The following is a 23947-nucleotide window of genomic DNA, read 5'->3' on the forward strand; positions in this document are numbered from 1 at the left end:
TCAAAAATTTTTCTGTTTCTAGAAGTGGTTCGCTGAAATACGATAACAGTCTTTCAATTTCGAATGCTAAGTCGCTCGCAATAGATGCTCAAATAACATTTCAGCAGGCATAATAGTATTTTTTAGCCTAACAAACTGATTCTTTTTAACAGCTGCTAATAATGGTGAAAATAGCCATTGAACACCTGCGCTAAATACAACATAAGGGCGGAAATATGTTTATTCATTATTTTGCTTATTTGAAAAGCATTTAACTGAAAGCCTAGTTCTGGTTAATATTTGTGGTGAATTATCGTCATTAATAAATATATTCAATTATTCAAGAATATTATTAATGCCTTTAAGATAGTAGTGCTTATACTCGTCATACTTCAAGTTAGAGCGTTGTTGACTATGTTCATTCGTGACTCATCACATACTTATGTATGCTCTTAGCTGCATCTTGAATTATTTAGAGTAGATATTCTCATTAATGATTTAAAAACATTGAGTTAAATATATCGCTTCACAGATAAAGGAAACACGACAGATAAGGTTAATCATAGTAGTAAATATTATGTTTTTTTTATAGTGGTGACTTGGTGTTTTTATGGCTTTATTCTATTATTTCCAATAAGTCATCTTTTTATGATGTGTTTGTTTTTAGCTAGCTCGTTTTCTAGCTTTTACTAATATTTAAGGCTGTTAACTCAACTTATACTTATTATTGATATTAATTCAATTAAGTGTCAGTGGGATGGGGGCTCACTTATGTTAAACAAATCGTTAGTAACTTATTGTGTACTATCGCTATTATTGGTTTTTAGCGTAAATATCGCTTTTGCTGTAACCGTTAATGGTGGAGCCATACATTTTTCTGGTTCAATCGTGAATGCCGGTTGTGCTGTGAGTGCATCGTCGAATAATCAAAATGTGGATATGGGAGAATATCGCTCGGCATTGTTTACAGCTATGGGGGTTCGCTCAAACTCTGTCCTTTTTAATATCGAGTTAGAAGATTGTGATAGTACAGTATCGACTCAAGTATCAACTGCATTTAGTGGTACCGTCGACAGCGTCGATCCTACGGTATTAGCAATCAGTAATACTGCCGGTGGTGCTTCTGGTTCTGCTTTCACGGGTACCTTTAATTGAGGCCTGTTGGGGTAATTATGCGAAAACTGATTATTACATTGTTAGTTATTTTATTTTCAATAGAAATACAGGCAGTGACATGTCTATCAGGATGTAATGATGTTACCGCGACATTAACGACATCGTTAAAAGCAAGGGAAAATAAAGTTGGGGCAATTTACTCAAGTAGTCCTGTGAAATTAAATGCTTATACAATGACTGTTAATCAAAATAATGAGGGGGGGTATTTAAATATATGGTTTGTTTTTGCAGGGGGAACGGTGCCTGTGTCAGGAACAAAACCGCAGAGTTGGGTATTCCATCCAATTAATGATTATATTTCAGTTGGAGTAAAGTTTAGTGATGGTTGTTCTATCGCATATGTCCCTTTTAATATTCAAAATTTATATCCAGGTTCATGTGTTATTTACAGTTATAATCCAAATACTTTTACATGGTGGCCTGAAACAACCTATGATACGGCGATCCGTATAGATAAACCTTTGGTTGGGGGACTTATCGGACGAATATTTTAGTTGGTGAAAGAGGGGTTTGTTCATCAAACACACAAACTTGTCAGGCGAAAACACTGACATTGTTCCACTTATATTTAAATTTGAATATTACGGTAGTTGAATCTTGTAGTTTTAATGGTGGGCAGGTTATTGATGTAGATTTTGGGAATATTTCCAGTTCAGAGTTTAAGAACGCAGGTGAAAAACCGAATGGAGTCAATGAAATTGTGCGTACGATTAATATTCAATGTGACAATGTTGGCGCTGGCAGCGCAATGACGCTTCGCCTGCAAGCAGATAATGTTTCTGGTAATGCGGTTGTTTCAAATAATAGTGATGTGGGATTTGTTGTAGCAAATTCTGATGGTAATCCATTGATCCCCAATAATACATCGAGTTATATACCATTTACGCTCGACAGCGCTCAGAGCGCGATAGCAACTTTACGCATTTACCCTATTAGTATCACAGGGAAACAGCCAGTGGAAGGAACGGTGACATCTCAAGCTTATATACGTGTAGATTTTCCTTAATCAAAATAAGGTGATGATATGGGGATGATAACACTCTATTTAATCCGTTTTATAAAAGTGAATTGCAAAATAAGGCAAATGTTAATGGTTAGGAGTAGTCTACATTCCGCTGTCTCGGGGGGATGTTGGGATCACAAACTTATATATGCGTGCCACAATCGTCTCCAGCACCTGTACTGTGAGTATTGGAACTTTGAATCAAACAGTTAATTTAGGTTCATGGACGATAAAGCAATTTACAGCAACAGCGGAGCCTGCTACTTCAGCGGTTCGCTTTACTTTTAATTTAGAAGATTGTGGTTCGATCGCTTCAGGAGTGAAAGTGACTTTCAATGGCACTGTAGACAGTAATAATAGTAGTTTATTTAAATTGGATCCTACGAGTACTGCATCACATGTGGGCGTAGCTATTTTGGATCGGAATAAGACTCGCATTTCGCCAGGAACGGCGAGTATTGCCTATCCCCTTGAGGCTGGCCAGAAAAGTGCAACGCTTGTTTTTTATGCACAATATGTTTCTACGGGGGGAACAATTATCGCAGGTTCTGCTAATACCGATGTGACTTTTAGTATGGAATATTTGTAATTTATTGACATGCTATTTTCAGTTTGCGGAAATGAGTTAAGTTAGAGAATAATGAAGCGATTATTGGATTAGCAGTATCTAGAAAAAGTTATGTATTACTCGTTAAATGCCGTTTAAAGTAGCCCCTATTATGGGGCATTAATATTACAATTAGTCTTTTTGTTTTGGGTCATCACCAAACTTGTTAGGTCCTACATCGCCTTTAAAGAACATAGCAAAAACAAGAATGAATCCTAAATATGGAATAAATTGAATTAATACTAACCATCCAGAATAACCGATGTCATGCAGTCGTCTAACTGTAAGTACTGTTGTATATGTAGCACCAAAAATTAAATAAGCAAATGCGAGGATAATTAGAGTATCATCGAATAATTCACCCCGAGGAAAGTGAAATCTACCCGTATAATTTAAAATATAGATGCTTAGGTTGATTAGAGGAATGTTGAATATTTGAAAAGACCAATAATCCCATCTAGTAGCTCGACCTTTAAGGCTAAATGATGTTTTCAGAAAATGAAGGATTGTAGTAAGCATAGAGCCTCATAGATATAAAAATCTAAGTTAAATTTATAAAATAGACCGACTAGAAAAATTAATATAAATGATGGTTTTATAATAAGACTAGAAAAAATAATCATGCAAAAAAGTAAACAATATTATTGGGCTTTTCGTTACTATCATTAATAAAACTCATCCTAATCAGAGAGTAGGTGATAAAACTTATCGAATATAACGTCTAATATTATTTGTATCTAGCTTTTATAAAAGGGAGTATGGCTATTTTCAATAATGCCCAAATACTTATTTATACGTTAATTTTTAATTGAAAAAGTTAGATGAGGAAGTATATAGATTGGATAATGATATGTAAATTATAGTAATGTAAGATTTTATTAAAGTGAATTTGATAGGGCTGGTAATTATATTGGAATATGAAAGTCTGAAATGTACTTTCAATTTTCAATAGTCATTATTTTCTTTTGAGGAGGCGATAATTATTGACAAAGATAAATAATATACCTGAGGTTTTACTCTGTTAGTGATGATGCTGTTTGTCTACTTTAAAAGCAAGTTATTATAATAAAATCAGTTGGATTAAAATCCAAATAGTGAGTATTTTGAAATTTACCGATTCAGGTGTGAAAGGCGAAAACATTTGTTGTCAAAATGGCCTAAGCGATATTACTTAGGATGGTTAGGATATTTAAATATAGTGCTCCTGTAGTTAAACTAATCATATCAGAACTTGTCATTAAATTTTTGACACTTTAAAAAGGAAGGGGATATACGTATGCCAGATAAATTAGAGTGATGGGCGTAAATTTTACACGGTTTGTAATTTGAGATAGTCATGCACTGTCTTTTGATATTATAGCGAATACCAAACATCCTGATTTATGGAGATATACTGATACTGCTAGCAGACAATTTTGACTAATTGGTGAAGTGCAACATAAATAACAAGTCTACTAGCGAGATAGGTGATTAAAGATAACTAAAAATTCCATTTAAATTGGATATATATAATGACGTTGACTGTGTTTGAGATAGTTCCGGTATTCAAACTAGTCAAAAAATGATGATATAAGGTAAATTTAAAGCAGAGGATATTTTTTTAGGTAGAATATACTATGAAAATTAAAATACTGGTTACATCATTATTGCTGTTTTTTTTACCATTATCTTCTTTGGCGGGCACCAAAGCCTATAAATGCGATAAGAAAATATATAATCTTGAAAAACAATTAAAATATGCCAAGGACTACGGTAATACATATAGAGTACAAGCTCTGGAACGTGCGATATCAAACGTAAAATCTAATTGTTATGATCATTATTCGGGAGCAACTGGGCCAACGAGATTGTATGACCATTACTCGGGAGCAACTGGGCCAACTAGGTTGTATGATAATAACTCAAGGGAGAGATTACTTGAATTGGAGTTAAAAGAATTGAAGGAAATTATTGAAGAGCTAAAAAATATTGACTAGTTTTAGTGTTCAATAGGCGTTAGATTTTATGTATGAAAGTTTATATTATGGTAACCGTTTCTGGCAGTGAATATTATTGATGAAGGAACGCGTGAGTGCTTGGCAATTGAAGTCGATACTTCGTTGCCTGCAAACCGAATTATCAATGTGCTCTACATAAAACGATTTTTGAACAAATGATGAAAAAAATATTCCTATCACTTGTTATATTGTTTGCATTTTCTTGTATCCCTAACGTCAGTATTGCTGATGCAGATCTGGATATAGAGGAAGGTATAAAAATTGAAACAATCCCACAGCCATACTCTGAAAGTGACTTGTATGGTTATTGGATTGATGTAAATAATACACAAGAAATAAAAATTCTCAAAATGATGAGTTTTGCTCCAAATGGTACTGCTGTTGATTCATTGCGGATCCAAGTTGGTGATAATGTAGAAGAAATAAAGCAAGACTCTACGTGGAAATTTGACGTAAAATCCAGCATATTAATGCAGAAAATCACTAAGATTACCTACAAAATTAATGGGAAAATAGAGCCAAAAAATTTCGGTGATATAGAGCCTGTAAAAGTATCAGTTATAATTCAGAAAAGAGGTAAGGATATCTTTATGGGTCTTGCTCGTGATGATGGAACATTAGAGATTTACCAAAAAATCACAGCTGAAATGCGAGACGAAATTCACAAGAAAGCACAAGAAAATACTCAGAAATGAAATTCCATATTACTCTCTAGTTGTATCAGATAGCTAATATGCATAATTAGTATCATCTAAATTATCACTACATCAAAATAACCATTTTCATATGTGGTAGTGTCCACTTCCCCTAAAATAAGATAGTTATAATTAGACTTTCTGCACTGGCGGGAGTTGAACCCGAGTCCGTAATTTCTTAATTGATTGATTATTAAAGGGTATTTTAAATGGTGATCAATCATGTGCACTAGATGTGCACATGGAGGTCGTGGTGTAGGTATATTCATGATTAATAACTATACACAATAGGCTGAAGTTTCCTTTTCAAAGATTCACTATTTTCGATTACTTGTTCAATTTCATCGGCAGTAAATCCAATAATATTTAAAAAGTGTAGATTGAATATAGCTTCCATTTTCAAACAAAGAAGCCACAGCTCTCTTCCTTTAGCCATCTCATGCTCTAAGTCTTCATTGTAGTGAGTTAAGTAATTTCGTGTGTTTACTATTTGTCTTAGAAGCTTGCTTCTTTCTTTGCTTGAACCCAAGTGTTCTTTGAATGGCTCAATAATTCTTTTTAATCGCTTTCCAAGATTAATTTCATTTCCATGCATTAGTCTCCCTTGAAGCCAGTCAGCGTGTTCTGCTGGGCATGATTTAAGAATTGTAGAAACTAATGATTCAAAAGCGTCATTTTCCATGAGTTTTTCATCACTAGTTCTTCTATGATATGTCTCAAGCCCTTGCGCTAATGCTAAGAATTTACTATCAAGATATTTTTGTGCGCCAGCTTTTGTTGAGAAATATAAACTAAACGCAGGAGACAAGTATTCATAAGCATTAATCCAATTATTGAATACTTGCTGCGCATTATTTTTAATTGTTACATAGCTAAATAATATATCATGCCAATGTTTAGTTGGTTCTTTTTCTGCATGAGGGATACTTTGGTAGTATATTTTGATTGTGGCTGGATATTTCTTATTATCTCCATGATCGAGTACTATTTCTGAGGATGTTGCTGATACGTTTTTCAAAGTAACAATCTCATCTATAGCAAAGCACATTAGATTTGTAATTTTGTAGGCTATAGTTGTGAATTCATTCAGGTCACGTAGTTTTTCTGATACAAGATTAAAATAAGCTCGCTGTGTGATTTTCGCTTCTTTATTAATAAGTAAGTCAGAGAATGTATATGCGAAGCATATTTCAAGGGTCATTTCATTATCAAGAGTAATGCTTATATCTTCAGGGCGCTTATAACTGATTTGTGCTGTATGATTTTTCCAATCATGTTCTATATCTATACCACTAAGCCTTACCCACTCATCTAAACAGTCAACGGCAAAAGAGAAAGTGTTAAAGGTGATAGCCTCATTTTTATCCCATGCGGCACCACTCAATAATCTTTGAACTGATATTGTTGATTTAGAAATACCTCCAAAAGCAAAGTTCTTTTTTGCATATAAACATCTATCAAGGGTTACTAAATCATCTTTTTCTATATGGCCTATTATCCGTTCAATATGTTTATTATCATAAGAAAAAGCTTTTTCCTCATCAAAATGACCAATTATTTCTAATTCGATCTTTCCACCATCACTAATTGTGATAATTCCTGGTATTTTTTTATCTTCTTGTTCTGGAAGCCAAAAGTAACCAGATTTTTTGTATTCTTCCTGAATCCTCATTATATCCCCTTGTATTGGTTGTTTTTTTCTACTCATAGTGTGACTAATTTTAAAAATTCAGCAAGTGATAAATATACCTGTTATTAGAAGCAGAGGTATTTAATCTGATGGAGTATTATTATGTCTTTATCTATGAATTTTAGATTTGACTTATGTGTTTATTCAAATTACTCATAGTCTTTCCATCATACTCCTTAAGATATCCCCCATAGTGCCTAAACAACATTTCAGGCCCTTTATGCCCCATTTGTCCTGCTAGCCAAAATAAGTTAGCGCCTTGGCTGATATGCCTCGTGGCAAAAGTATGTCTCGTTTGGTAAGGATTGCGATACCGGATACCTACCTTTTTTAATGTTAGTACCCATGCTTTTTTCCTTATTGCATCGGCACCTGCCCAAGCCTTATTTGTTTTTGGGTCTTCAAAAATTACAGCGTCTTTCATAAAGGTGAATTGCTTTTGGTTATTTAGGGCGTTCAGGGCTTCACTATTCAACTCAACCTTTCTAGTACCGGCTTTAGTTTTTGTTTTCTTAATAACACCAACCACGCAGGCTGATTGCACGTGTGCAGTATTTTCTATGAAATCAATATCACTCCATCTCAATGCACATAATTCAGAACTTCTTAACCCTGTATTAATGGCAAACTGAAATAAGTTTTTCCATTGCTCATATCTTGCCGCAGTCAGTAGGGCAGAGACTTCTTTAGGTGACAATGGGTCAACAATATAACTGCTTTCATTGTCACTGTTATTAGATTGATACCTTGAAGCAGACACAAGGCTCACAGGATTAATTGATACAATCCCATCGGTAATGGCTTCATCTAGCGAGCTGCGCAAGAAAGAGAGCTGGTTACGGATGGTTTTTAATACTGTCGTTTGTTTTTGTATCCAGTTTTTAAGAATAGCCGGTGTCAGTGATGAAACATGTAATTGGTGCAAATCAGACAGGGCACTTTTGCATTTTTTATAACCGCCAATCGTTGAGGGAGATAAATTTCGAGTTTCGCAAATAACTAAATATTCCTCTAAATAATCAATTACTCTTTTTTCACGATTGTTAACGCCAAAAAGAATTAGTTTTTTAGAGTTAGGAAAATATTTAGCGTAATTAAATGTGCCTTTTTCAATATTATTTTGAATTTCAGCGAGTAGTCTTTCTGCGTATTTAATGTTTTTATTATCGACGGTTAGTCTTGAGAGAGGCTCTCTACAGAGCGCCCCTCTATAAGTAAACGTGATAACAATAGTTTGGCTGGTTTTGTTGTTACGAACCGTCACCCCTCTTGGTAGTGTGTAGCCTGTTTGTTTTTTCGTGCCCACTTATTCACCTCAGCAATATCAATCCAACGTTCTTTTGAACCCTCAACTTTTAAAACATGTACACCGACTATCCAATATTGCCGTTGTATGCGCTTATTAATGGACTCTGGTGTTTCTCCGTACATATTGCAGTATGCGGAAATAGGCAAACATTCATATAACATAATTTCCTCCGATATCCGCTTGCTTAATGTCGCGGAGAAATAAATCATAGCCTTCTGTGATATTTTGTCTCATCTTGGTCTTGCCTCATCATTAATAAGATAAGTTGGTCAGCAATGTTGCAGGCATGCTTGATATCAGCTTCAGTACATGGTCTGTTTTTGACACTGGCAGCTAGCTTGCCTAATTTAATATCAAACTCAGTTAATAATTGTTCCTTGGGTACCCAAGGGGTTAATTGTGGTTGTTTCATGGTGGTTATCCATTGGTTTTGAATAAACCACCACAGTAAGAAAAAATGCAGAATAAAACTGATTATGCTTAATCAATTATTGGCCCGAATAATCGCTTCGATGGGATAGCATTCAGACAAAACACCTCGTTGAGTTAGGGCGTCTTTATCCATTAAACAATTCTGCTCATCGGGATAGGTATAGCCGTTAGATTTATATAGGCAATCAGCACCGCTGCAAATTAGCAGGAATAAACCATAAATCATTGTTTACTCCTTTGTAGTTCTGCCTGAGTAGGCTGTATTTCTATTCTAATATGTGCAGGAAAGTCATAAGAAACCTTGCAACGTCTATCTGTTGAAACAAACCCGTGCGAGCCATCGGGTAGGGTGATTTTGATTTCCTGGTCTTTTTGATGTTCGTGTCTTAGCATTGGTCTTGCCTCGTTTGTGACATGTCACGTTAATGGATAACAGTGTGTGCCGCTGGGTAACCCAGTTGAAGTAACAATGCCTTTTTTACCAGTGATAGCGTTTGTTCTTCTTGGCGAGTGACTTGTTGAGTCGATGCAGTGGTCCACTCAACGCTGCATTTATTGTTAGTTTCATCGTGAGTAATGATGACTTCTAATTTCATGGCCATAAAGATATCTCCTGATAATGCGCCCATTGCTGGGCGCTATATTGATTAACGAACCATTAATGAACGGTCACCGACTTCTAGGTGAGCACCAGGTATTTCAATACCGTTTTCAATCGCTTCTTTAATGCGTTTCTTGTCAGGGGCGGTAATGGTCTGAACATCTACCAATTCATCGGGCAAAGCAGGCTCATTATCGATGATGACACGCACAACACCAGCGCGAGCGGTAAATGTGTTTTTAGTGGTTTTTAACTTGTCTTTACCTGATGTTAATAAGCAATCTAATGCATATTTTTTTAGGTTCTTAACCTGATTTTCGAATGACTTTTTACGGTCAGCCAAGCGTTTTGATTCCTCATCCAGTGTTTTAGCTTGTCCTTCCAAGTTACGGGCATGAAGCATAATTGCATCGAGTTTATCGCCTAGTTCACACTCGATACCCTCTAAGGTATCGGCCACATCTTCTGCAGTGAATTCACCTGTTTCGACGAGTTGTTGTAATTTGCTGTAGTCAGCAGCCATTGCAATAGCAGTTGTCTTGGTCATTAGATTGCCTCTTCTTTTTGTTTCAGTTGGTCTAAACACTCTTTTTCAATTTCATTTAGCCGGCGCAAACGGCCGTTTAAATATTTTTCATATTCACTGTCGCCGCGTTGTTTGGCCAACTTGGCATGGGTTGAAATTTCACGGGTGAGGGTGGATGTGATACCCCGTAATTCGTTTGGCGTCACCGCACTGCGCATAGTCTCAGTGTGTCGCGTGAACTTCTCGTCTAACTCTTTGCGAATGCGGGTCGCATCTTCAGCGTTATCGCTGGCGGCTTTGATTTCATACTCGAGCTTATTACTCGCCACATATTCAGGGTTATCATGCATGCCCATATAGACGTCAGCGCTAAAGCCCAGCATGGAAAGTGCTTTTTTGATGGCATCTGTCAGTGATTTTTTAAACACTTCACCGTCAACCTTAATTCCATAGGTGGTTTGATAGCGGTATGGTGTTGCGCCGTAGCTTTCAAATTCACCTCGTGTTTCACATTCGATGGTGTACCAAAAGCGGATCTTGATTGAATGGTTCTGTTCGCAGAATAAAGAACCGTCCCCATCTCGTAAAAAATGCGTTGCGACTTGTTTGTTACGTTCATCAAGAACCGGTTCAGTAAGAGGCTTACCATTCACGAATTTCTCTTCAACGATTTCATAACCCCAGCCTTCACCAATAGGGCCGAATATTTCAGTCGCACGCATAAACATGTAAGTGCTGTTAATACTGGTTCCGGTATAACCAACCCCATCAAGCGGTTTGGTAAATCGCGCATCAGTACGCTGCACTCGTTTCCAAATATTGAGGTGGTCATTATTACTATCGATCACTTCATCAATGACTGCTGCGCGTTGTTGAAAGTCATCTTGTTCAGTGGCAATTGGCGTAGAAACAACAGGTGTCTCAATCACAACTGGTTCTTTTTCTACTTTAGCCAGTGTGCCTTTTTTCTTGCTTGTGCGTTTTGTTTTTTCTGATTTAGCCAGTTGCTCAGGTGTTTCATCATTAGCCGGCTTAGCATCTAAATTATCAACAGCGAAACGGCCACTACCGAGAGATGTTACTTTTGGGTTGTTGGTACTAAGTTCTGAATCGATAAACGCTTTACGGGCATTCGCATCATCAAATAGTTCTGGCTTTTCGCGTGCCTCAGCCACTAGTGAAAAGATGTTCTCGCGAGGGATATCTAGAACGCTAGGGAAGGTGCGCAAATCCATTGATAAGCGTTTCCATGCTTTATCTTCAGTGCTGATGAGTTCTTTTGCTTTGCGAATATCTGCGCTTTTTGCATCGCTTGGTTTAATGTCCATGAGAGCGAGGGCAATTTCGAGATCAAGTGCGGCATAATCACGTTTAAGGACAGGCTCGTCCTCAACGGGAGGAAGTTCAGGTTCCTCGGTTAACCAACTTTCACCAAGCGCCTTAGCCTCTTCGATAGTGACATTATCGTCAGCATGCTCATAAACCGCCTGTGCAATTTCCATCGTGGCTTCAGCATCCATTAATGACACTTTGGTGATTTCGGCAAGGCCAGTGGCGATATTGCGAATTTTAGGAGCAGCTTTACTTTCACTAAGATGGTTCAATGTATAAGTGAATTCTTGATCTGTTATTTGAGTTTTACTAAATAGTAGTAAAGCAGCTACGCGAGGTTTAGTGGCCAGCTTTTTAAATTCTTTATATTTAATGGGTTGCCATTTCTCACCGTCAAATTCATTTTCAACAGCAAATTTTTCATCAAACTTATCGAGTGCAGGGCGGGGGGAACCTACAGCATCCTGACAAATAATAGGCTCATCAATATTAAAGTTATCCATCGAATCAGGGTAAGCTTCCGATAGCTTAATCATTGCTGTTGCTGCCGCAATTTTGGCATTCGCTGCATTGAAAGCGATGGTTAAAGGTACAGTGCCATTGGTTCGAGCCTCGGTCGTAGGCTCAAATACACAGATAAAAGTTGTCATTGGTCTTGCCTCTTAATAAGGGATTTGTTCGTCAGTTTTAGAAATGGGTTTGCCTTCTAAGCAGAGCAACATTTGGATCTGGTCTTCCAGTAAGCTTGATTTCACCTGCGCATCAGCAAGAATTTTGCTTTGTTCAGCTTTGAGTGAGTCAATCTCTAATTGAACTAGCTCAGTATTTGACGGAGCAGTAAAGGGAATGTCGATAGTATGCTCAGCAATGACAAAGCCTAAACCAGATTCAATATCATATTTGAATGGATAAGGGCGGTATTTGTATGAGCCGTCAAATTGCTTTTGTGCGTGGATATAAAGCGTAACACTTAGGGTTTTAGGTTGTGCTTTCATAGCAGCTCCTTTAAAATAACTGTGATCAGTGATTTATCATTGGTCTTGCCTCTTCTAGCGTTTGGTCGCGCTAGTAGAACTCTCGGTTAGCTTTGGTCGGCGACCCGAGGTAAAGGAACCCACTTAGGTGGGTTTTTTTACGTCTGTAAATCAATGCTCGTCTTTCCGAGCTGTCTGGTCTTGCCTCTGGCTTTGGTCTAACTGTTTCCCTAGTGTGGGCTAATTTTTAAGTCTGAACACTTATCTAAACACTTGCTGTGTTTGTATTAATGAAATAAATATTAGCAGTGCTATTTTTAATTATCAATAGCAATGCTAATTATTTTAAGCAAAAAAAAGCCGCTAATATTAGCGGCGGTATTTAACTGTTTGTTTTAGTTAAGCAAAATCAACCATTTTTATTGGAAGAGATTTTATAACTTTACCTATCACACGCAAGTCATGCATCTCAGACTCTTCGATATAAAAGGTTTCATAGGCAGGATTATCTGATTTGACCGCAAGTTTTCGGCCTTTAACGCGTTGTAGTCGTTTAATGAATAGGGAATTTTCAAAACTAAACACATAAACGCCATCCCCATCAAAGAAGTCGCTATGTGTATCGACAAAGACAACATCTCTAGGATTAATTGCAGGGGACATGCTATCACCACTGATATTAATCATCTCAATGCCTTTCAGGCTTTTACGGCCAAATAGCTCAAAAACTTTTTCGGAAGAAAACTCGATAGATTTTATGGTATCTGGGAAGTCATTGTTAATAAAACCACCCGGGCCTGCTTTCGCATATATATCCATTAATCTCAATGTGTTGTGATCATTTCTAATCGATTGTTGCGGCTGAGCTATCTCAACATTTCGATTTGTTGACCTGACGTAGTCGAGTAAAATTTTTAATTCAGGGTTGATATCTTCAGGATCAACGCGAAGTAAGGCAGCAAATTTTAGTGTGGTATCTGTATTTAAAGCGGTACGGCCATTTAGGTACTGACTAACCGCTCCCTGTGTAGCAAAACCAAGAGCCTCCGCGGCTTTTTCTTGAGTTAAGCCGAGAGATTCACGTTTGCTTTCCCAGATATTGCGTAAATTCTGGGCTGCTACCTTGTCAGATTCGGAAATTTTTCTGTTCATACTGTCTAGTTTATTTGTATTACTAATATTTTTCTAATAGCGTTGCTATTGATCTATTTAATTAGCATTGCTAATATTGCATTGTTAAGTTAAAAAAGGAGCTAACAAATGAAATTAAATATCTACTTAAAGCAACAGCAAATTAGCCAGTCTGAGTTTGCTCAGGCAGTTGGCGTGACACAGGGCTATATTAGCCAAGTCATTGCAGGGAATTACATTCCAAAGGGACGCAAAGCTATTGAGTGGGCATCCAAAACAAATTGGCTTGTGACCCCACATGATTTGAACCCGATAGATTACCCAAACCCTTACGACGGCTTACCCAACGAGCCATCAGTATTACAGCTATCAGATTAAAGAACTGATTATTCATAATCAATTTTGCGACAGGAGACGCAGAGATGAGTTTTGATATCGATATTGTCCGTTCCGAAATTGAGAGCTGGGCTACAGAACACGGTCAAGAGCACGTAGCGATTGAGATAAGCCGTGCGTATTTGCAGATCACACGAGACAAATCACAGAGCCGCTTGCATGTGATTGAAGATGAACGAGGACAAGCGGATTGGAAAGCGATTAACAATAATCGACAGCAGATATTTCGTTGGTTGCGTGGTGATTCCCCCGCATCTATCAGAAAAATAGTTGAGTTAATGCCGGCAATAGAAATTGCATTACCGGCTTCACGACTCGCCCGGGTTCGAGGTGATACGAAAAATTACTTGGCTTCAATTGCAATACAGCGATTTGCCGAGGCAATTAGCGAAATTTTATTAGAGGGTCGTGACATGTCACACCATATTAATAATGCAGTCATTGCGTTAAATGCGATACCACGCCAGACCAGCGTGCATTAATTCAAGAGGCAAGACCAATGCTAAGAACAATTGAGAAAATAACCTATCGCAATGGTTTTTTGTTGAACGGAAAACCGGCTGATAGAGAGAAAGTTGAAGACGTTTTCGAAGGTAGAAGAGCAGCTGCGCTAAGCGTTTGGGAGCAGTACGAACAACAAAAACAAAAGCTGCTTTCGAAGAAGCTGTCACCTGAGCAGTACCAGAACGCTTGCCGTGACATTGCACGCGCACTGGGGGTATAAAGTGAATAATTTATTAATGACAGAAACCGTTAATCAAATAGGGCGCATGAACATAACGGGTAATGTGATCCCTGCGAACTGGTGGCATCACATCAAAATGCCAAGTGGCAAGCCTGATAATATTGGGATCATATTGCTTTCAGAAATTATTTACTGGTACCGGCCAGCAGAAATTCGGGACGAGTTTACTGGTGAACTTCAAGGGTGGCGCAAGCGGTTTCAAAGCGATAAGTTGCAACGTAGTTATCAATCATTCGCGGATCAATTTGGTTTTACAAAGCGGGAAGTAACCGAAGCGATAAAACGGTTGAAGGCAAAAGGTGTTATTACACTTGAATTTCGCACCATAAATACAGTAAGTGGGCCGTGCAACAATGTGGTATTTCTTGAGCCAGTTGTTGAATGTATTCAGGAAATAACAAACTCTATCCCATTGATTAATAATCAAACAAAAATAGAGTCTGTTTCTGTGACAGGTCTCACTTCTAAACGTGATAGGGGGTACGTTGAAACGGGACAGCCCCCACATACAGAAGTGATAGCCCCCACTTCTAAACGTGAGACAAATACAGAGATTACTACAGAGACTACTACAGAGATTATTGATAGTACGTCAGGTGAACCTGACGACAACAAACCATCGTCAAAAATTAAATTGAATTATGAAAAAATCATCGATTCATATCACGAAATTTTACCAGATATGCCAGCTGTCAAAGTTCTGACTGATGAGCGTAAGCGAAAACTGAAAAGCTTCTGGATTAAATTTAATCAGGAACGCTGGGTAAATTATTTATCGTACATTGGGAGCCACTGTCGGTGGATGATGGAAGATCGAGACAATGGACGTGGTGGAACATGGCGCCGTAAGAATTTGGATTACCTGATTACTGAGCGTTGCTACGTTGCAGTCAAGGAGGAACGCGCTAATGACAAATAATATCTTTGCTCCACCGAATAGTGCCGAGGCTGAGCAAGCTGTGCTAGGTGGCCTTATGATTAGCACTGACGAAGATAAGCGTCTGCGAGTTATTTCTCTGATAAAACCCGAGTCATTTTATCAATGGGCGCACAACCGAATTTTTTCGGAAATCGTAAGGCTAATCAAAACTAATCAGCCTACTGATGTAATTACAGTGAGCGATGCGCTAACAGCAAATGGTGATTTAGACAAAGTTGGCGGTTTCGCCTATGTCGCTGAGCTTTGTATGTTACCAACAGCAGCAAACATAGTGAATTATGCACGGATCATCCGTGACAAGGCTATACAGCGTTATGCGATTAACAATCTCAACACCTGCGTCGAAATGTTGATGGCCAATGATGGCCTTGAAGTAAATCATAAATTGGCCAATGTCCAGCTAGTGGTATCAAGTATCATTGAGCATGCTAAAACAGGTAAGAGTAAGGGGCTTAGACCAGCTCGTGATGTAGTAGGCGACTGGGTCGAGGAAGTTGAAAGACGTTTTGATGATCCGACGAATGCTGCTGGTTTTACTTTAGGTATCGAATCACTTGATGATTTAATGGCTCCTAAGCAAGCGCTAAGAGGATCTCTAATTGTCGTGGGTGCTAGACCTAAAATGGGCAAAACCGCGTTCTACAACCGTGTAGCGACTCATTTTGCTTTAAATCACAGATTACCTACGTTGTTATTCAGCCTTGAAATGACTGACCGAGGGATCATTGAGCGCATGATAGCTCAAGAGGGTGGTGTTTCAGCAGATATATTCTATACCGGTGCGCATGATGATATGGAAATGGCTCGAGCATTAGCAAGAGCTGAAGAAATTGCAGAATCCAACATGTATATCGATAGCACTCCTGGTGTTGATTTGCACCATATTATTGCCGAGTGTCGAAAGATAAAAAGAGTTAAAGGGAAAATTGGTCTTATTGCTGTGGATTATCTGACATTAATCAAAGCTGCCCCAGCAGAACGTCGCGATATTGCCTACGGTGACATTACAACGGGTTTAAAAAACTTAGCCAAGGAAATGGATTGTGTAGTCCTGTTACTTACCCAGCTTAACCGTAAACTGGAAGAACGAGCAGATAAACGACCAACACCTGCAGATAGTCGAGATACAGGGCAAATTGAGCAAGATTGTGATGTATGGATAGGCTTATACCGTGATGCGGTTTATAACAACAATGCAGATAAATCGCTGATGGAAATTATTCTTCGCTTAAATCGTGATGGGAATACTGGCACAGCCCACGGGCAACTGGTTAATTCGTACATTAAAAATATTAGCCAAAGCGAAGCGGAAAGGCTGTCAATGAAAGGCCAAGAAAGTAAGCGTAATTACTCACAAAAAGTAACACAAGCTACAGAAGCATTTTAAGTCGTTAATAAGGCTAGACCAAGCCGTGACCATTAATACAGAGGCAGACCAAATGACAATTAAAGACCCAATCACCGGCGAGTCACTCGTCTGGAGCAATCACCCCATATTACCCGATGATGGTTTAGACCATTCACCATGTCATATTGAGCGCCTTAACGCAGCTGCAAGGGCAAGAACCAAAGCACCATATCAACCAGAGCCGAACCCCCAAAAGAGGTAGTTATGTCAGGTAAATATTTACCTGATGGACTTCCTCATAACCGTGCTTTATGGCCAGAAGAATATCGCGAACTGGAGCAGCTTGATTTATTGGCTAGTCGACTTATTCGGCAACTGAAAAATCGCAAAATCTACAGAGAGCGCGTACTGGTTGAAATTGAAAAGGCACCGGTAGTACATCGGGAATTTTTTAGAGATAGGTTAAATCATTGGCGTGAGGTGATGAGGGTATGAAACGCACACACTTGGAAAAAATAAAATCGTTCCCATCATATAACTACAAGCTTTACAGCGTATATAAGTCCGTTTAGTCATAAGGTTATTAGATGTAGTTAGTTGGAGTTAAAATGAAAAAATCGGTTTATAAAGCAAGTGGTTTATGGAACCAAACGTCTTTCATAACTCTTTTTGTCGCAACAAGCGAAAAAGATGTACTTTCAACAATAGCATTTTGGGCAAATCTAGGTGGCGCTAGAGTAGATGATTTATCTATTGAGCGTTATTGCTCAGTGCATTAACCGAGTTGATATGAAGAGGCAAGACCAATGGCAAAAACAGCAGCAGAACGTAAAGCCGAACAGCGTAAGCGTCAAAAGGAATCAGGCGTTACTAAAATAGAGTTATTTCTCGATGAGCAAGAGTTAGAAATGCTTCAAAGAAATTGCGCATTACGTAGACCAGGAAGAGAGCCCTATGATATCGCTGAATATCTTTCTATGTTAATTAGAATTGATGACTGTTCCGTGATGTCGCTAATCTCAGAGCTAAACAAAAGGCGCTGTAAAAAGTGTGATGAGCAATTGCCTGTGGCGGAGTGTTGCCTCAGTGGTAGTTCTGAGTGTTGGAATACTATGGGGTGGCATGAGTTGAAATTGAAGGTAGAATAACGGATGTAATTTAACATAAGGATATACTATGACTTTAGTTGAGCGTTTTTCTATTTTTGGCAGTTTGGCTTCTTTTCTTGCGATATTTGTTGCAATTTCAATTCATTTTTTTCAGAGAAGCGCAGATAAAAAGGGTAAACAGAAGAGCAAAGAAGATAAGATTAAGGCACTTAAAATTTTAATATATGATGAAATTAAAAATAACTTTGATAATTTAAACCAATTAATTGAACTCATCAATCATGTGGAAAACAATAAATTAAAAAGTATGCAGGTTAATAGCTTGGGTAGGCATGCAATATTTAGACTATTTAACTAAAGACAATAGCTCATATTTAATTCCGTTGATAAAACACTCAACGATGGTGATGGATAAATATCTTTTAAATGTGTCAGAGGTAGATGATAGGCTGATAGCGCTATTAATTAAAACTAGAAGATTCACTCACTATTTTAATGATTATTTTCTTGTTGGATTTATTGATTTATGCAGCAAGGAATATACGTCGATAGGATTGAGAGAGTATATTAAAAATACTCAAACATCTATTGATTATTACAAACGTAGTTATATTGAAATAATTGGCCATTGCTCGGATATTGAACATATTTTCACAAGTGACTGATATGTTTTGCTTAGAGCTATTATTTCTGGTCTAATGATCCTGTTGGTCTGAACACCCAATCTTAACACTTGCTGTGTCTACGGAGAGAAACGTATGGCACAGCATAGCTTTATCAAAATGTCTAACGACACTCTTGTACCGGCTAACCCCGCTGCGAGAGATTTTTTGCATTCGAAAATCAAATGTGGTGATGTGCTTTATGGCGATTTCAAGAAAGCACGTAATCCACGTTTCCACCGTAAATACTTCGCACTACTCAATCTAGGGTATGAATATTGGGAACCAACCGGCGGCACAATTTCGCCTGAAGAAAAAGAGCTAGTACGTGGTTACGTTAAATTCCTCGCTTATTACACAGATAACGACGATGCCCTCCAGTCAGCTGCAGATGTTTACCTCGATGAAATAGCACAGAAACGCGCTCACAATATATCAGCGACCAAATCCTTTGATGCTTTCCGCTATTGGGTAGTAGAGCAATCTGGCCATTATGAAACCTTTGAAATGCCAGACGGTAGCCTACGTCGTGTCGCTAAATCAATCAGCTTTGCCAAAATGGATGACCTAGCCTTTGGCGAACTCTACAAAGCCACACTCGATGTGCTTTGGAACTTCATTCTATTCCGTAAATTTCCCACCCAAGAAGCTGCTGAAAATGCGGCGGCTCAGTTATTAGATTTTACCTAGAGGCAAGACCAATGACCAAAAAATCAAAGACCAAAGAAGATAAACAGTGGCTATCAGATGTAGCCGAACTTGGCTGTATTTGTTTCCGTAATATGGGGTATGGAGCAAGCCCCGCGGAAATCCATCATGTAAGAACGGGGCAGGGTATGGCTCAGCGAGCTAGCCATAAAGATGTATTGCCACTATGTCCACCTCATCACAGACCTAGCTACGATACTGGTTTTCATGCGGCCCCTAAAACATGGCAAGAAATTCACGGTACCGAAATCGAGTTATTAGAACAAACCAAAAGAGAAGTCATGGAGCTGCGCGCATGTCGAGTATAAAAAGTATTTCTGATGGGCTTGTACTCGATGCAGAGCAAGAGGCCTGGTTACAAGGTTGGCTATCCAAATTCGGTGCTTGGGTTTACAGTGGTAGATTAGAAAAACGCCAAAGCAGTATCATTGCTGAATTTATGGCTACTGTAGAAAAGCGTGATTATCCAGAAAGGGAAATATGTAACGATGACGACGGAATGTTAATCACCAAAGTGGTTGATAAAATTTATCATATAGACCGAGTCGCATTTACGTTATTGTTATTACGTTATGCCTTTGTGAGCTCCGACCGTGCCATTGCTCGCTATTATTATGGTATTGCACAGCCACGGCAAATGATTCGCAGAAATCGCACGCTTGAATATAGAAAGCCCTCGATGGCCACATGTCGCCGTGAGGTAAAAGAAATCATTCGTTCTGCCGAGTATTTAATTTATCCACATCTCTATAATACATTTAAAATACGCGATGATGAGTGGAAAAAGAAAAATAATAGTAAGAACGTGTTGACTTCTTTGAGCCAATGATCCACTATTTAAAGGTAAGTTGCCATTTTAGTAACTTCACCAACTAACCCAGCCAATGCGCTGGGTTTTTTGCTTTTTAAACCAAGTAAAGCTTGCTGTCACCTTTGTTCAGAGTTACATGTGTATTCACGACCAATAAACGACCAAAGGTATATAAATATCATGTTAAAACAGACTGATATAACAGAAGAGGCAAAGATAGTTTTAGAGGTTGTTCCGCACTCCTGGTGGGCAACAATAGAAGAAATTTCAGGTTACACTGAATTAGCAAAATCACGCTGTCAGTTGATATTAACGCAACTCGCGATGGCGGGATTAATCAAAGAAAACATCGAAGAAAATACATTTCAAAATATCTAGCGTTGTGAAAATGGGCGGCTGGTGGGTGTTGGTAGCACCTTACCAGCCATTCGCCCGTTCCGCGAGATCACGGACAAACTAAAGCCCACCGCTTATGTGCACAAAGCATGGTGAAGCTTATCAAAAAAGGTTTCCCTGATCTATGAAAAATACTGTAAATTTAAACAGTACTAATTTGGTTAATAGTGACTCACTCAGCTACATAAAAACACTTCCAGACAACTGTATCGATTTAATCGCAACTGACCCGCCATACTTTCAAGTAAAGTCGTGCAGTTGGGACAATCAGTGGGAAAATGTCACGTCTTATCTATTATGGCTTGATGAAATACTGGCAGAGTTTTGGCGCGTTCTGAAGCCCAATGGCAGCTTATATATGTTCTGTGGTTCAAAACTCGCCGCAGACACTGAGTTGTTATTGAGAGAACGCTTTAATGTCCTGAATCATATTATATGGGCAAAACCATCAGGGCCGTGGCGTAGAGCATGCAAAGCAGACCTGCGCAGTTTCTTTCCAAGTACGGAAAGGATTTTATTTGCTGAGCATTATCAAAGCCCGTACAAAGGCAAAAGTAGTGAATACTTAAAACAATGCCGTGAACTTAAAGAAAACGTGCTTAAGCCGCTGATTGAATATTTCAAGCAAGCTCGTGATTCGTTGGGGATAACAGCAAAAGAAATCCACAAGGCAACAGGTAAGCAAATGGCCTCGCATTGGTTTGGTTATAGCCAGTGGCAGCTACCAAGTGAAACCGATTATTTGAAGCTGCAAGAATTGTTCAAGTGTGTCGCTGAGGAAAAGTTAAGTCATAACCCGTTAGGTCGTGAACATGCCGAATTAGTGAGTGAGCAAATCACATTAAGGCGTGAATATCATGAATTAGCGGAACAATACCAGTTATTACGGCGTCCTTTCTCCGTTACCGTTGATGTTCCTTATACCGATGTATGGACCTATCCGCCCGTGCAATATTATCCGGGTAAACATCCTTGCGAAAAACCAGCAGTGATGATGGAACATATTATCAATAGTAGTAGCCGAGAGGGTGATACTGTCGCCGATTTCTTTATGGGGTCTGGCGCCACAATAAAAGCGGCATTAAAGCTTAATCGCAGGGTGATTGGCGTTGAGTTGGAGACTGAGCGGTTTAAGAAAACCAAGTTGGAAATTAATAAAATATACAATAAGCCTCTTACTAATTATAAGTAAGAGGCTTAACTATATTATCGTTTAGATATTGAAATAGTGCGTTTTTGAGGTGGATAAATTGATGTTGAATCTTTTACCAAATATTCAGCACAGACATTTCCATTTTCATCAATTTGCTGGTACGTGTGAGCGTCTGTATCTTGCCCCTTTCTTGAACCCTCCCAACGAAAGCCCGTACTTACAAGAGTATGGTTCTCAGGTACAGAATATTGCTTCTTTATTTTTTCGGTAAACTCATCCATTAAGGAACTCCAATGTTAAGTATAATTTAACATTATGACATGTTAATTGTATTTATCTTTTAACTAAATCACATAACTCAGGCACTCCGTAGGGGGTGAATTTATGCGTATGGATAAATATAGCAACGCAGCCTACGGTAGTGCTGGGCTCACAGCATTCTTTGCAAGCTTATCGCTTTATGAATGGGGCTTCATTATCGGGATGGCATTTAGCATCATCCTAGGCCTAGCGACTTTTTTCATGAACAGACGAGAGCAGCGAAAGCGAACTCGTTTATTTGAAGATCTGGTTAACAAGACTGATCCACAAAACCCATCAGCTACCGCACGAAAAGCCGCCGAACTTATGGCGAAAGCACCTAAGGATATCTAATGTCACTCAAACAAAAACTAACTGTGCTAATTGGCGCAGGGGCTTCGGCCATCGCTTTAACGGTGATTGCGCATTTTGAAGGTGTAAGATATGAACCGTATGAAGACGTGGGCGGGGTTTTAACGGTCTGCTATGGGCATACGGGAATAGATATTGTTCCCAACAAGACTTACACAAAAGAAGAATGCGATGAGATATTAGAATTAGATTTCGAATTAACAAAAATGCAGGTTGATAGATTAGTGAAAGTTCCTATCAATGATTATACAAAAGCAGCTCTATATTCATTTGCTTTTAATGTTGGAACTAATGCATTTGCAAGATCAACAATGCTTAAAAAACTCAATGCGGGTGATCAATACGGTGCTTGTGAAGAATTAAAAAAATGGGTTTATGTTAAAAAGAAAGTATGGCGTGGGCTTGTAAACCGTCGAGAAGCGGAGGCAGCTATATGTCATGGAAACCTATAGTGGCTGTAATTCTCTTTATGCTGTTAGCGATATCAATAATTGTATTTGGTGCCTACAGACTAACTGACAATACATGCGGCATTGATAAAGCCAGTTTAGAAAAGCGCTGCCAGAAAGCTATCGACCACTATAAAGGTCGGCAAGTTAATTTTTAATCTTCTAGGTGGTAACTACCATGAATACAGTCAGAGCATTGTTATTTGTCGCTGCATGGATGGCCATTTGGGGAATGTGGAAACAACACGAAAGGATAGGTGAGTTAAACACTAAGAATGCCGAACTGCTTGTTGAACTAGCTGACCAAGTCAAAGCTAATGAAGAATACCAAGAACGTGTCCAATCCCTGCATAAACTCGATACTAAACATACTCAGGAACTAGCCAATGCAAAAAGTGAAATTGATAAGTTACGTATTGCTGCTGAGCGCAATCCTGAGCGGGTGTACATCAGAGCCAGTTGCCCGAAAGTCGAAACCAATTCCACCTCCGGCTTGGATGATGGAGCAACCGCCAGACCTACTGACACCGCTATCCGAAATTATTGGTTACTCAGAAACAGAATTGCAGAACTAACGAGAATGGTATTAGGGCTGCAAGATTACATTAGAACGGAGTGTTATTAGAGGGCTGTTAATGTTTGGTAATGACTCATACGCACCAGCTTTCCTTATCCTAGGCATTGCATGTGCTGTTCTTGGATGGGGAATAATCGAAGGCCTCATTTATCTCTGCAAGTGGGTGTTTTAGAGGATGAGTTACTAACGCAACTTAAAAGATCAAATAATGATATTTCACGTAAATTCAATCATTGATAATGAGCAACTAAGCCCCAAGCTTATATTTACCTAATAACCATTAGTAAATGAGAATAGTATGGATACAGAAATAAAATTTGAGACCTTAGATTCGCTTATATTGTACTTCATTAAAGTAAAGGGTAGGAATTCGTTTCTAACGATACAAGAAATAATAGATTTATCTCATAAACATGGGGAGTTTGAGTGTACGGTTGATAGCGTAAGAGCGAAAATTATTGAGCTTGCCGAATTACGTGATTTGTTCACAGCAACAAAATATGGGCTCATTGATAGCATAGGTATTTAG

General features: G+C 38.5%; 37 protein-coding genes. 26 read left to right on the forward strand and 11 right to left on the reverse strand.

What is annotated here, in order from left to right; all coding sequences use genetic code 11:
• Positions 1-750: 750 nt before the first annotated feature.
• The 4 genes from JI723_RS06700 to JI723_RS06715 all read left to right on the forward strand — a co-directional run bounded on the left by JI723_RS06700 (position 751) and on the right by JI723_RS06715 (position 2747).
• Positions 751-1134, forward strand: a complete 384-nt coding sequence (locus tag JI723_RS06700; protein ID WP_337979857.1) for a fimbrial protein — start codon at positions 751-753, stop codon at positions 1132-1134.
• Positions 1135-1151: 17 nt separating this feature from the next.
• Positions 1152-1649 carry a hypothetical protein gene (locus JI723_RS06705; protein WP_337979858.1) on the forward strand — a complete coding sequence of 166 codons (498 nt, stop codon included), beginning with the start codon at positions 1152-1154 and terminating at the stop codon, positions 1647-1649.
• Positions 1650-1708: 59 nt separating this feature from the next.
• Positions 1709-2161, forward strand: coding sequence for a fimbrial protein (locus JI723_RS06710; RefSeq protein ID WP_337979859.1), 453 nt, complete (start codon positions 1709-1711; stop codon positions 2159-2161).
• A 145-nt stretch (positions 2162-2306) separates the two neighbouring features.
• Complete coding sequence (locus JI723_RS06715) at positions 2307-2747, forward strand: fimbrial protein (protein WP_272581234.1); 441 nt, start codon at positions 2307-2309, stop codon at positions 2745-2747.
• Between the two features lie 150 nt (positions 2748-2897).
• On the opposite strand, the gene JI723_RS06720 is transcribed toward JI723_RS06715, so the two are convergent.
• Positions 2898-3284, reverse strand: a complete 387-nt coding sequence (locus JI723_RS06720) for a DUF805 domain-containing protein (protein WP_070929953.1) — start codon at positions 3282-3284, stop codon at positions 2898-2900.
• Positions 3285-4381: 1097 nt separating this feature from the next.
• Between JI723_RS06720 and JI723_RS06725 the strand changes: the two genes are divergently transcribed.
• Both JI723_RS06725 and JI723_RS06735 read left to right on the forward strand, forming a co-directional pair.
• The gene (locus JI723_RS06725; protein WP_070929954.1) at positions 4382-4741 is read left to right on the forward strand and encodes a DUF1090 family protein; all 360 of its coding nucleotides are present in this window, start codon (positions 4382-4384) and stop codon (positions 4739-4741) included.
• Positions 4742-4920: 179 nt separating this feature from the next.
• The gene (locus tag JI723_RS06735; RefSeq protein ID WP_337979860.1) at positions 4921-5457 is read left to right on the forward strand and encodes a hypothetical protein; all 537 of its coding nucleotides are present in this window, start codon (positions 4921-4923) and stop codon (positions 5455-5457) included.
• A gap of 271 nt (positions 5458-5728) precedes the next feature.
• Here the strand turns inward: JI723_RS06735 and JI723_RS06740 are convergent, their stop codons facing one another.
• The 9 genes from JI723_RS06740 to JI723_RS06780 form a co-directional block, all read right to left on the reverse strand.
• Complete coding sequence (locus JI723_RS06740) at positions 5729-7129, reverse strand: ApeA N-terminal domain 1-containing protein (RefSeq protein ID WP_272687892.1); 1401 nt, start codon at positions 7127-7129, stop codon at positions 5729-5731.
• Positions 7130-7268: 139 nt separating this feature from the next.
• Positions 7269-8453 carry a site-specific integrase gene (locus JI723_RS06745; RefSeq protein WP_337979861.1) on the reverse strand — a complete coding sequence of 395 codons (1185 nt, stop codon included), beginning with the start codon at positions 8451-8453 and terminating at the stop codon, positions 7269-7271.
• A complete protein-coding gene (locus JI723_RS06750) occupies positions 8408-8617 on the reverse strand; it encodes an excisionase (RefSeq protein WP_068445436.1) in 210 nt (69 codons plus the stop codon). The genes JI723_RS06745 and JI723_RS06750 overlap by 46 nt, the downstream gene beginning before the upstream one ends.
• A 44-nt stretch (positions 8618-8661) precedes the next feature.
• Entirely contained in the window at positions 8662-8868 is a 207-nt protein-coding gene (locus tag JI723_RS06755; RefSeq protein WP_272687894.1) for a hypothetical protein, read from the reverse strand.
• 442 nt (positions 8869-9310) lie between these two features.
• Entirely contained in the window at positions 9311-9490 is a 180-nt protein-coding gene (locus tag JI723_RS06760; RefSeq protein ID WP_110592093.1) for a hypothetical protein, read from the reverse strand.
• Positions 9491-9535: 45 nt separating this feature from the next.
• A complete protein-coding gene (locus JI723_RS06765; RefSeq protein WP_337979862.1) occupies positions 9536-10036 on the reverse strand; it encodes a siphovirus Gp157 family protein in 501 nt (166 codons plus the stop codon).
• Positions 10036-11997 carry an exonuclease family protein gene (locus JI723_RS06770; RefSeq protein ID WP_272687896.1) on the reverse strand — a complete coding sequence of 654 codons (1962 nt, stop codon included), beginning with the start codon at positions 11995-11997 and terminating at the stop codon, positions 10036-10038. The genes JI723_RS06765 and JI723_RS06770 overlap by 1 nt, the downstream gene beginning before the upstream one ends.
• 12 nt (positions 11998-12009) lie before the next feature.
• A complete protein-coding gene (locus JI723_RS06775) occupies positions 12010-12342 on the reverse strand; it encodes a hypothetical protein (RefSeq protein WP_036965975.1) in 333 nt (110 codons plus the stop codon).
• A gap of 378 nt (positions 12343-12720) precedes the next feature.
• Entirely contained in the window at positions 12721-13473 is a 753-nt protein-coding gene (locus tag JI723_RS06780) for a LexA family transcriptional regulator (protein WP_272521720.1), read from the reverse strand.
• 108 nt (positions 13474-13581) lie between these two features.
• Between JI723_RS06780 and JI723_RS06785 the strand changes: the two genes are divergently transcribed.
• From JI723_RS06785 to JI723_RS06855, 15 genes are all read left to right on the forward strand, one after another.
• Positions 13582-13830, forward strand: coding sequence for a helix-turn-helix domain-containing protein (locus JI723_RS06785; RefSeq protein ID WP_125892425.1), 249 nt, complete (start codon positions 13582-13584; stop codon positions 13828-13830).
• 44 nt (positions 13831-13874) lie between these two features.
• Positions 13875-14330 carry a toxin YdaT family protein gene (locus JI723_RS06790; protein ID WP_272524259.1) on the forward strand — a complete coding sequence of 152 codons (456 nt, stop codon included), beginning with the start codon at positions 13875-13877 and terminating at the stop codon, positions 14328-14330.
• A gap of 17 nt (positions 14331-14347) precedes the next feature.
• Positions 14348-14572, forward strand: coding sequence for a hypothetical protein (locus JI723_RS06795; RefSeq protein ID WP_272524258.1), 225 nt, complete (start codon positions 14348-14350; stop codon positions 14570-14572).
• Between the two features lies 1 nt (position 14573).
• Positions 14574-15512 (forward strand): hypothetical protein, encoded by a 939-nt coding sequence (locus JI723_RS06800; RefSeq protein ID WP_337979863.1) that lies wholly within the window; start codon positions 14574-14576, stop codon positions 15510-15512.
• On the forward strand, positions 15502-16920 hold the full coding sequence (locus JI723_RS06805) for a replicative DNA helicase (RefSeq protein ID WP_272524256.1): 1419 nt from the start codon (positions 15502-15504) through the stop codon (positions 16918-16920). The genes JI723_RS06800 and JI723_RS06805 overlap by 11 nt, the downstream gene beginning before the upstream one ends.
• 52 nt (positions 16921-16972) lie before the next feature.
• Entirely contained in the window at positions 16973-17143 is a 171-nt protein-coding gene (locus JI723_RS06810; protein ID WP_272687898.1) for a palmdelphin, read from the forward strand.
• 2 nt (positions 17144-17145) lie between these two features.
• Positions 17146-17376: a hypothetical protein gene (locus JI723_RS06815; protein ID WP_164565072.1), complete on the forward strand. Its 231-nt coding sequence runs from the start codon at positions 17146-17148 to the stop codon at positions 17374-17376.
• A gap of 113 nt (positions 17377-17489) precedes the next feature.
• Entirely contained in the window at positions 17490-17660 is a 171-nt protein-coding gene (locus JI723_RS06820; protein WP_164565073.1) for a hypothetical protein, read from the forward strand.
• 27 nt (positions 17661-17687) lie between these two features.
• Positions 17688-18029, forward strand: coding sequence for a hypothetical protein (locus JI723_RS06825; RefSeq protein ID WP_272687899.1), 342 nt, complete (start codon positions 17688-17690; stop codon positions 18027-18029).
• A 28-nt stretch (positions 18030-18057) separates the two neighbouring features.
• On the forward strand, positions 18058-18348 hold the full coding sequence (locus JI723_RS06830; protein ID WP_337979864.1) for a hypothetical protein: 291 nt from the start codon (positions 18058-18060) through the stop codon (positions 18346-18348).
• A gap of 400 nt (positions 18349-18748) precedes the next feature.
• A complete protein-coding gene (locus JI723_RS06835; protein WP_272687901.1) occupies positions 18749-19342 on the forward strand; it encodes a DUF1367 family protein in 594 nt (197 codons plus the stop codon).
• Between the two features lie 11 nt (positions 19343-19353).
• The gene (locus tag JI723_RS06840) at positions 19354-19668 is read left to right on the forward strand and encodes a Ref family recombination enhancement nuclease (protein ID WP_337979865.1); all 315 of its coding nucleotides are present in this window, start codon (positions 19354-19356) and stop codon (positions 19666-19668) included.
• Positions 19656-20189, forward strand: coding sequence for an antiterminator Q family protein (locus JI723_RS06845; RefSeq protein WP_272687902.1), 534 nt, complete (start codon positions 19656-19658; stop codon positions 20187-20189). The genes JI723_RS06840 and JI723_RS06845 overlap by 13 nt, the downstream gene beginning before the upstream one ends.
• A gap of 162 nt (positions 20190-20351) precedes the next feature.
• Positions 20352-20549 carry a TrmB family transcriptional regulator gene (locus JI723_RS06850; protein WP_272682566.1) on the forward strand — a complete coding sequence of 66 codons (198 nt, stop codon included), beginning with the start codon at positions 20352-20354 and terminating at the stop codon, positions 20547-20549.
• 142 nt (positions 20550-20691) lie between these two features.
• A complete protein-coding gene (locus JI723_RS06855; RefSeq protein ID WP_337979866.1) occupies positions 20692-21759 on the forward strand; it encodes a DNA-methyltransferase in 1068 nt (355 codons plus the stop codon).
• 14 nt (positions 21760-21773) lie between these two features.
• On the opposite strand, the gene JI723_RS06860 is transcribed toward JI723_RS06855, so the two are convergent.
• Positions 21774-22001: a hypothetical protein gene (locus JI723_RS06860; protein ID WP_272687904.1), complete on the reverse strand. Its 228-nt coding sequence runs from the start codon at positions 21999-22001 to the stop codon at positions 21774-21776.
• Between the two features lie 103 nt (positions 22002-22104).
• On the opposite strand from JI723_RS06860, the gene JI723_RS06865 reads away from it, so the two are divergent.
• From JI723_RS06865 to JI723_RS06885, 5 genes are all read left to right on the forward strand, one after another.
• Entirely contained in the window at positions 22105-22374 is a 270-nt protein-coding gene (locus tag JI723_RS06865; RefSeq protein WP_004912034.1) for an HP1 family phage holin, read from the forward strand.
• On the forward strand, positions 22374-22844 hold the full coding sequence (locus tag JI723_RS06870; protein ID WP_211889615.1) for a lysozyme: 471 nt from the start codon (positions 22374-22376) through the stop codon (positions 22842-22844). The genes JI723_RS06865 and JI723_RS06870 overlap by 1 nt, the downstream gene beginning before the upstream one ends.
• Positions 22826-22999 (forward strand): hypothetical protein, encoded by a 174-nt coding sequence (locus tag JI723_RS06875; protein ID WP_210852297.1) that lies wholly within the window; start codon positions 22826-22828, stop codon positions 22997-22999. Before JI723_RS06870 ends, JI723_RS06875 begins: the two co-directional genes overlap by 19 nt.
• A 20-nt stretch (positions 23000-23019) precedes the next feature.
• Entirely contained in the window at positions 23020-23466 is a 447-nt protein-coding gene (locus JI723_RS06880; RefSeq protein WP_337979867.1) for a lysis protein, read from the forward strand.
• Between the two features lie 250 nt (positions 23467-23716).
• The gene (locus JI723_RS06885; protein ID WP_272537753.1) at positions 23717-23947 is read left to right on the forward strand and encodes a hypothetical protein; all 231 of its coding nucleotides are present in this window, start codon (positions 23717-23719) and stop codon (positions 23945-23947) included.

This window comes from Providencia manganoxydans (assembly GCF_016618195.1).
GTDB classification, from domain to species: Bacteria; Pseudomonadota; Gammaproteobacteria; order Enterobacterales; family Enterobacteriaceae; genus Providencia; species Providencia manganoxydans.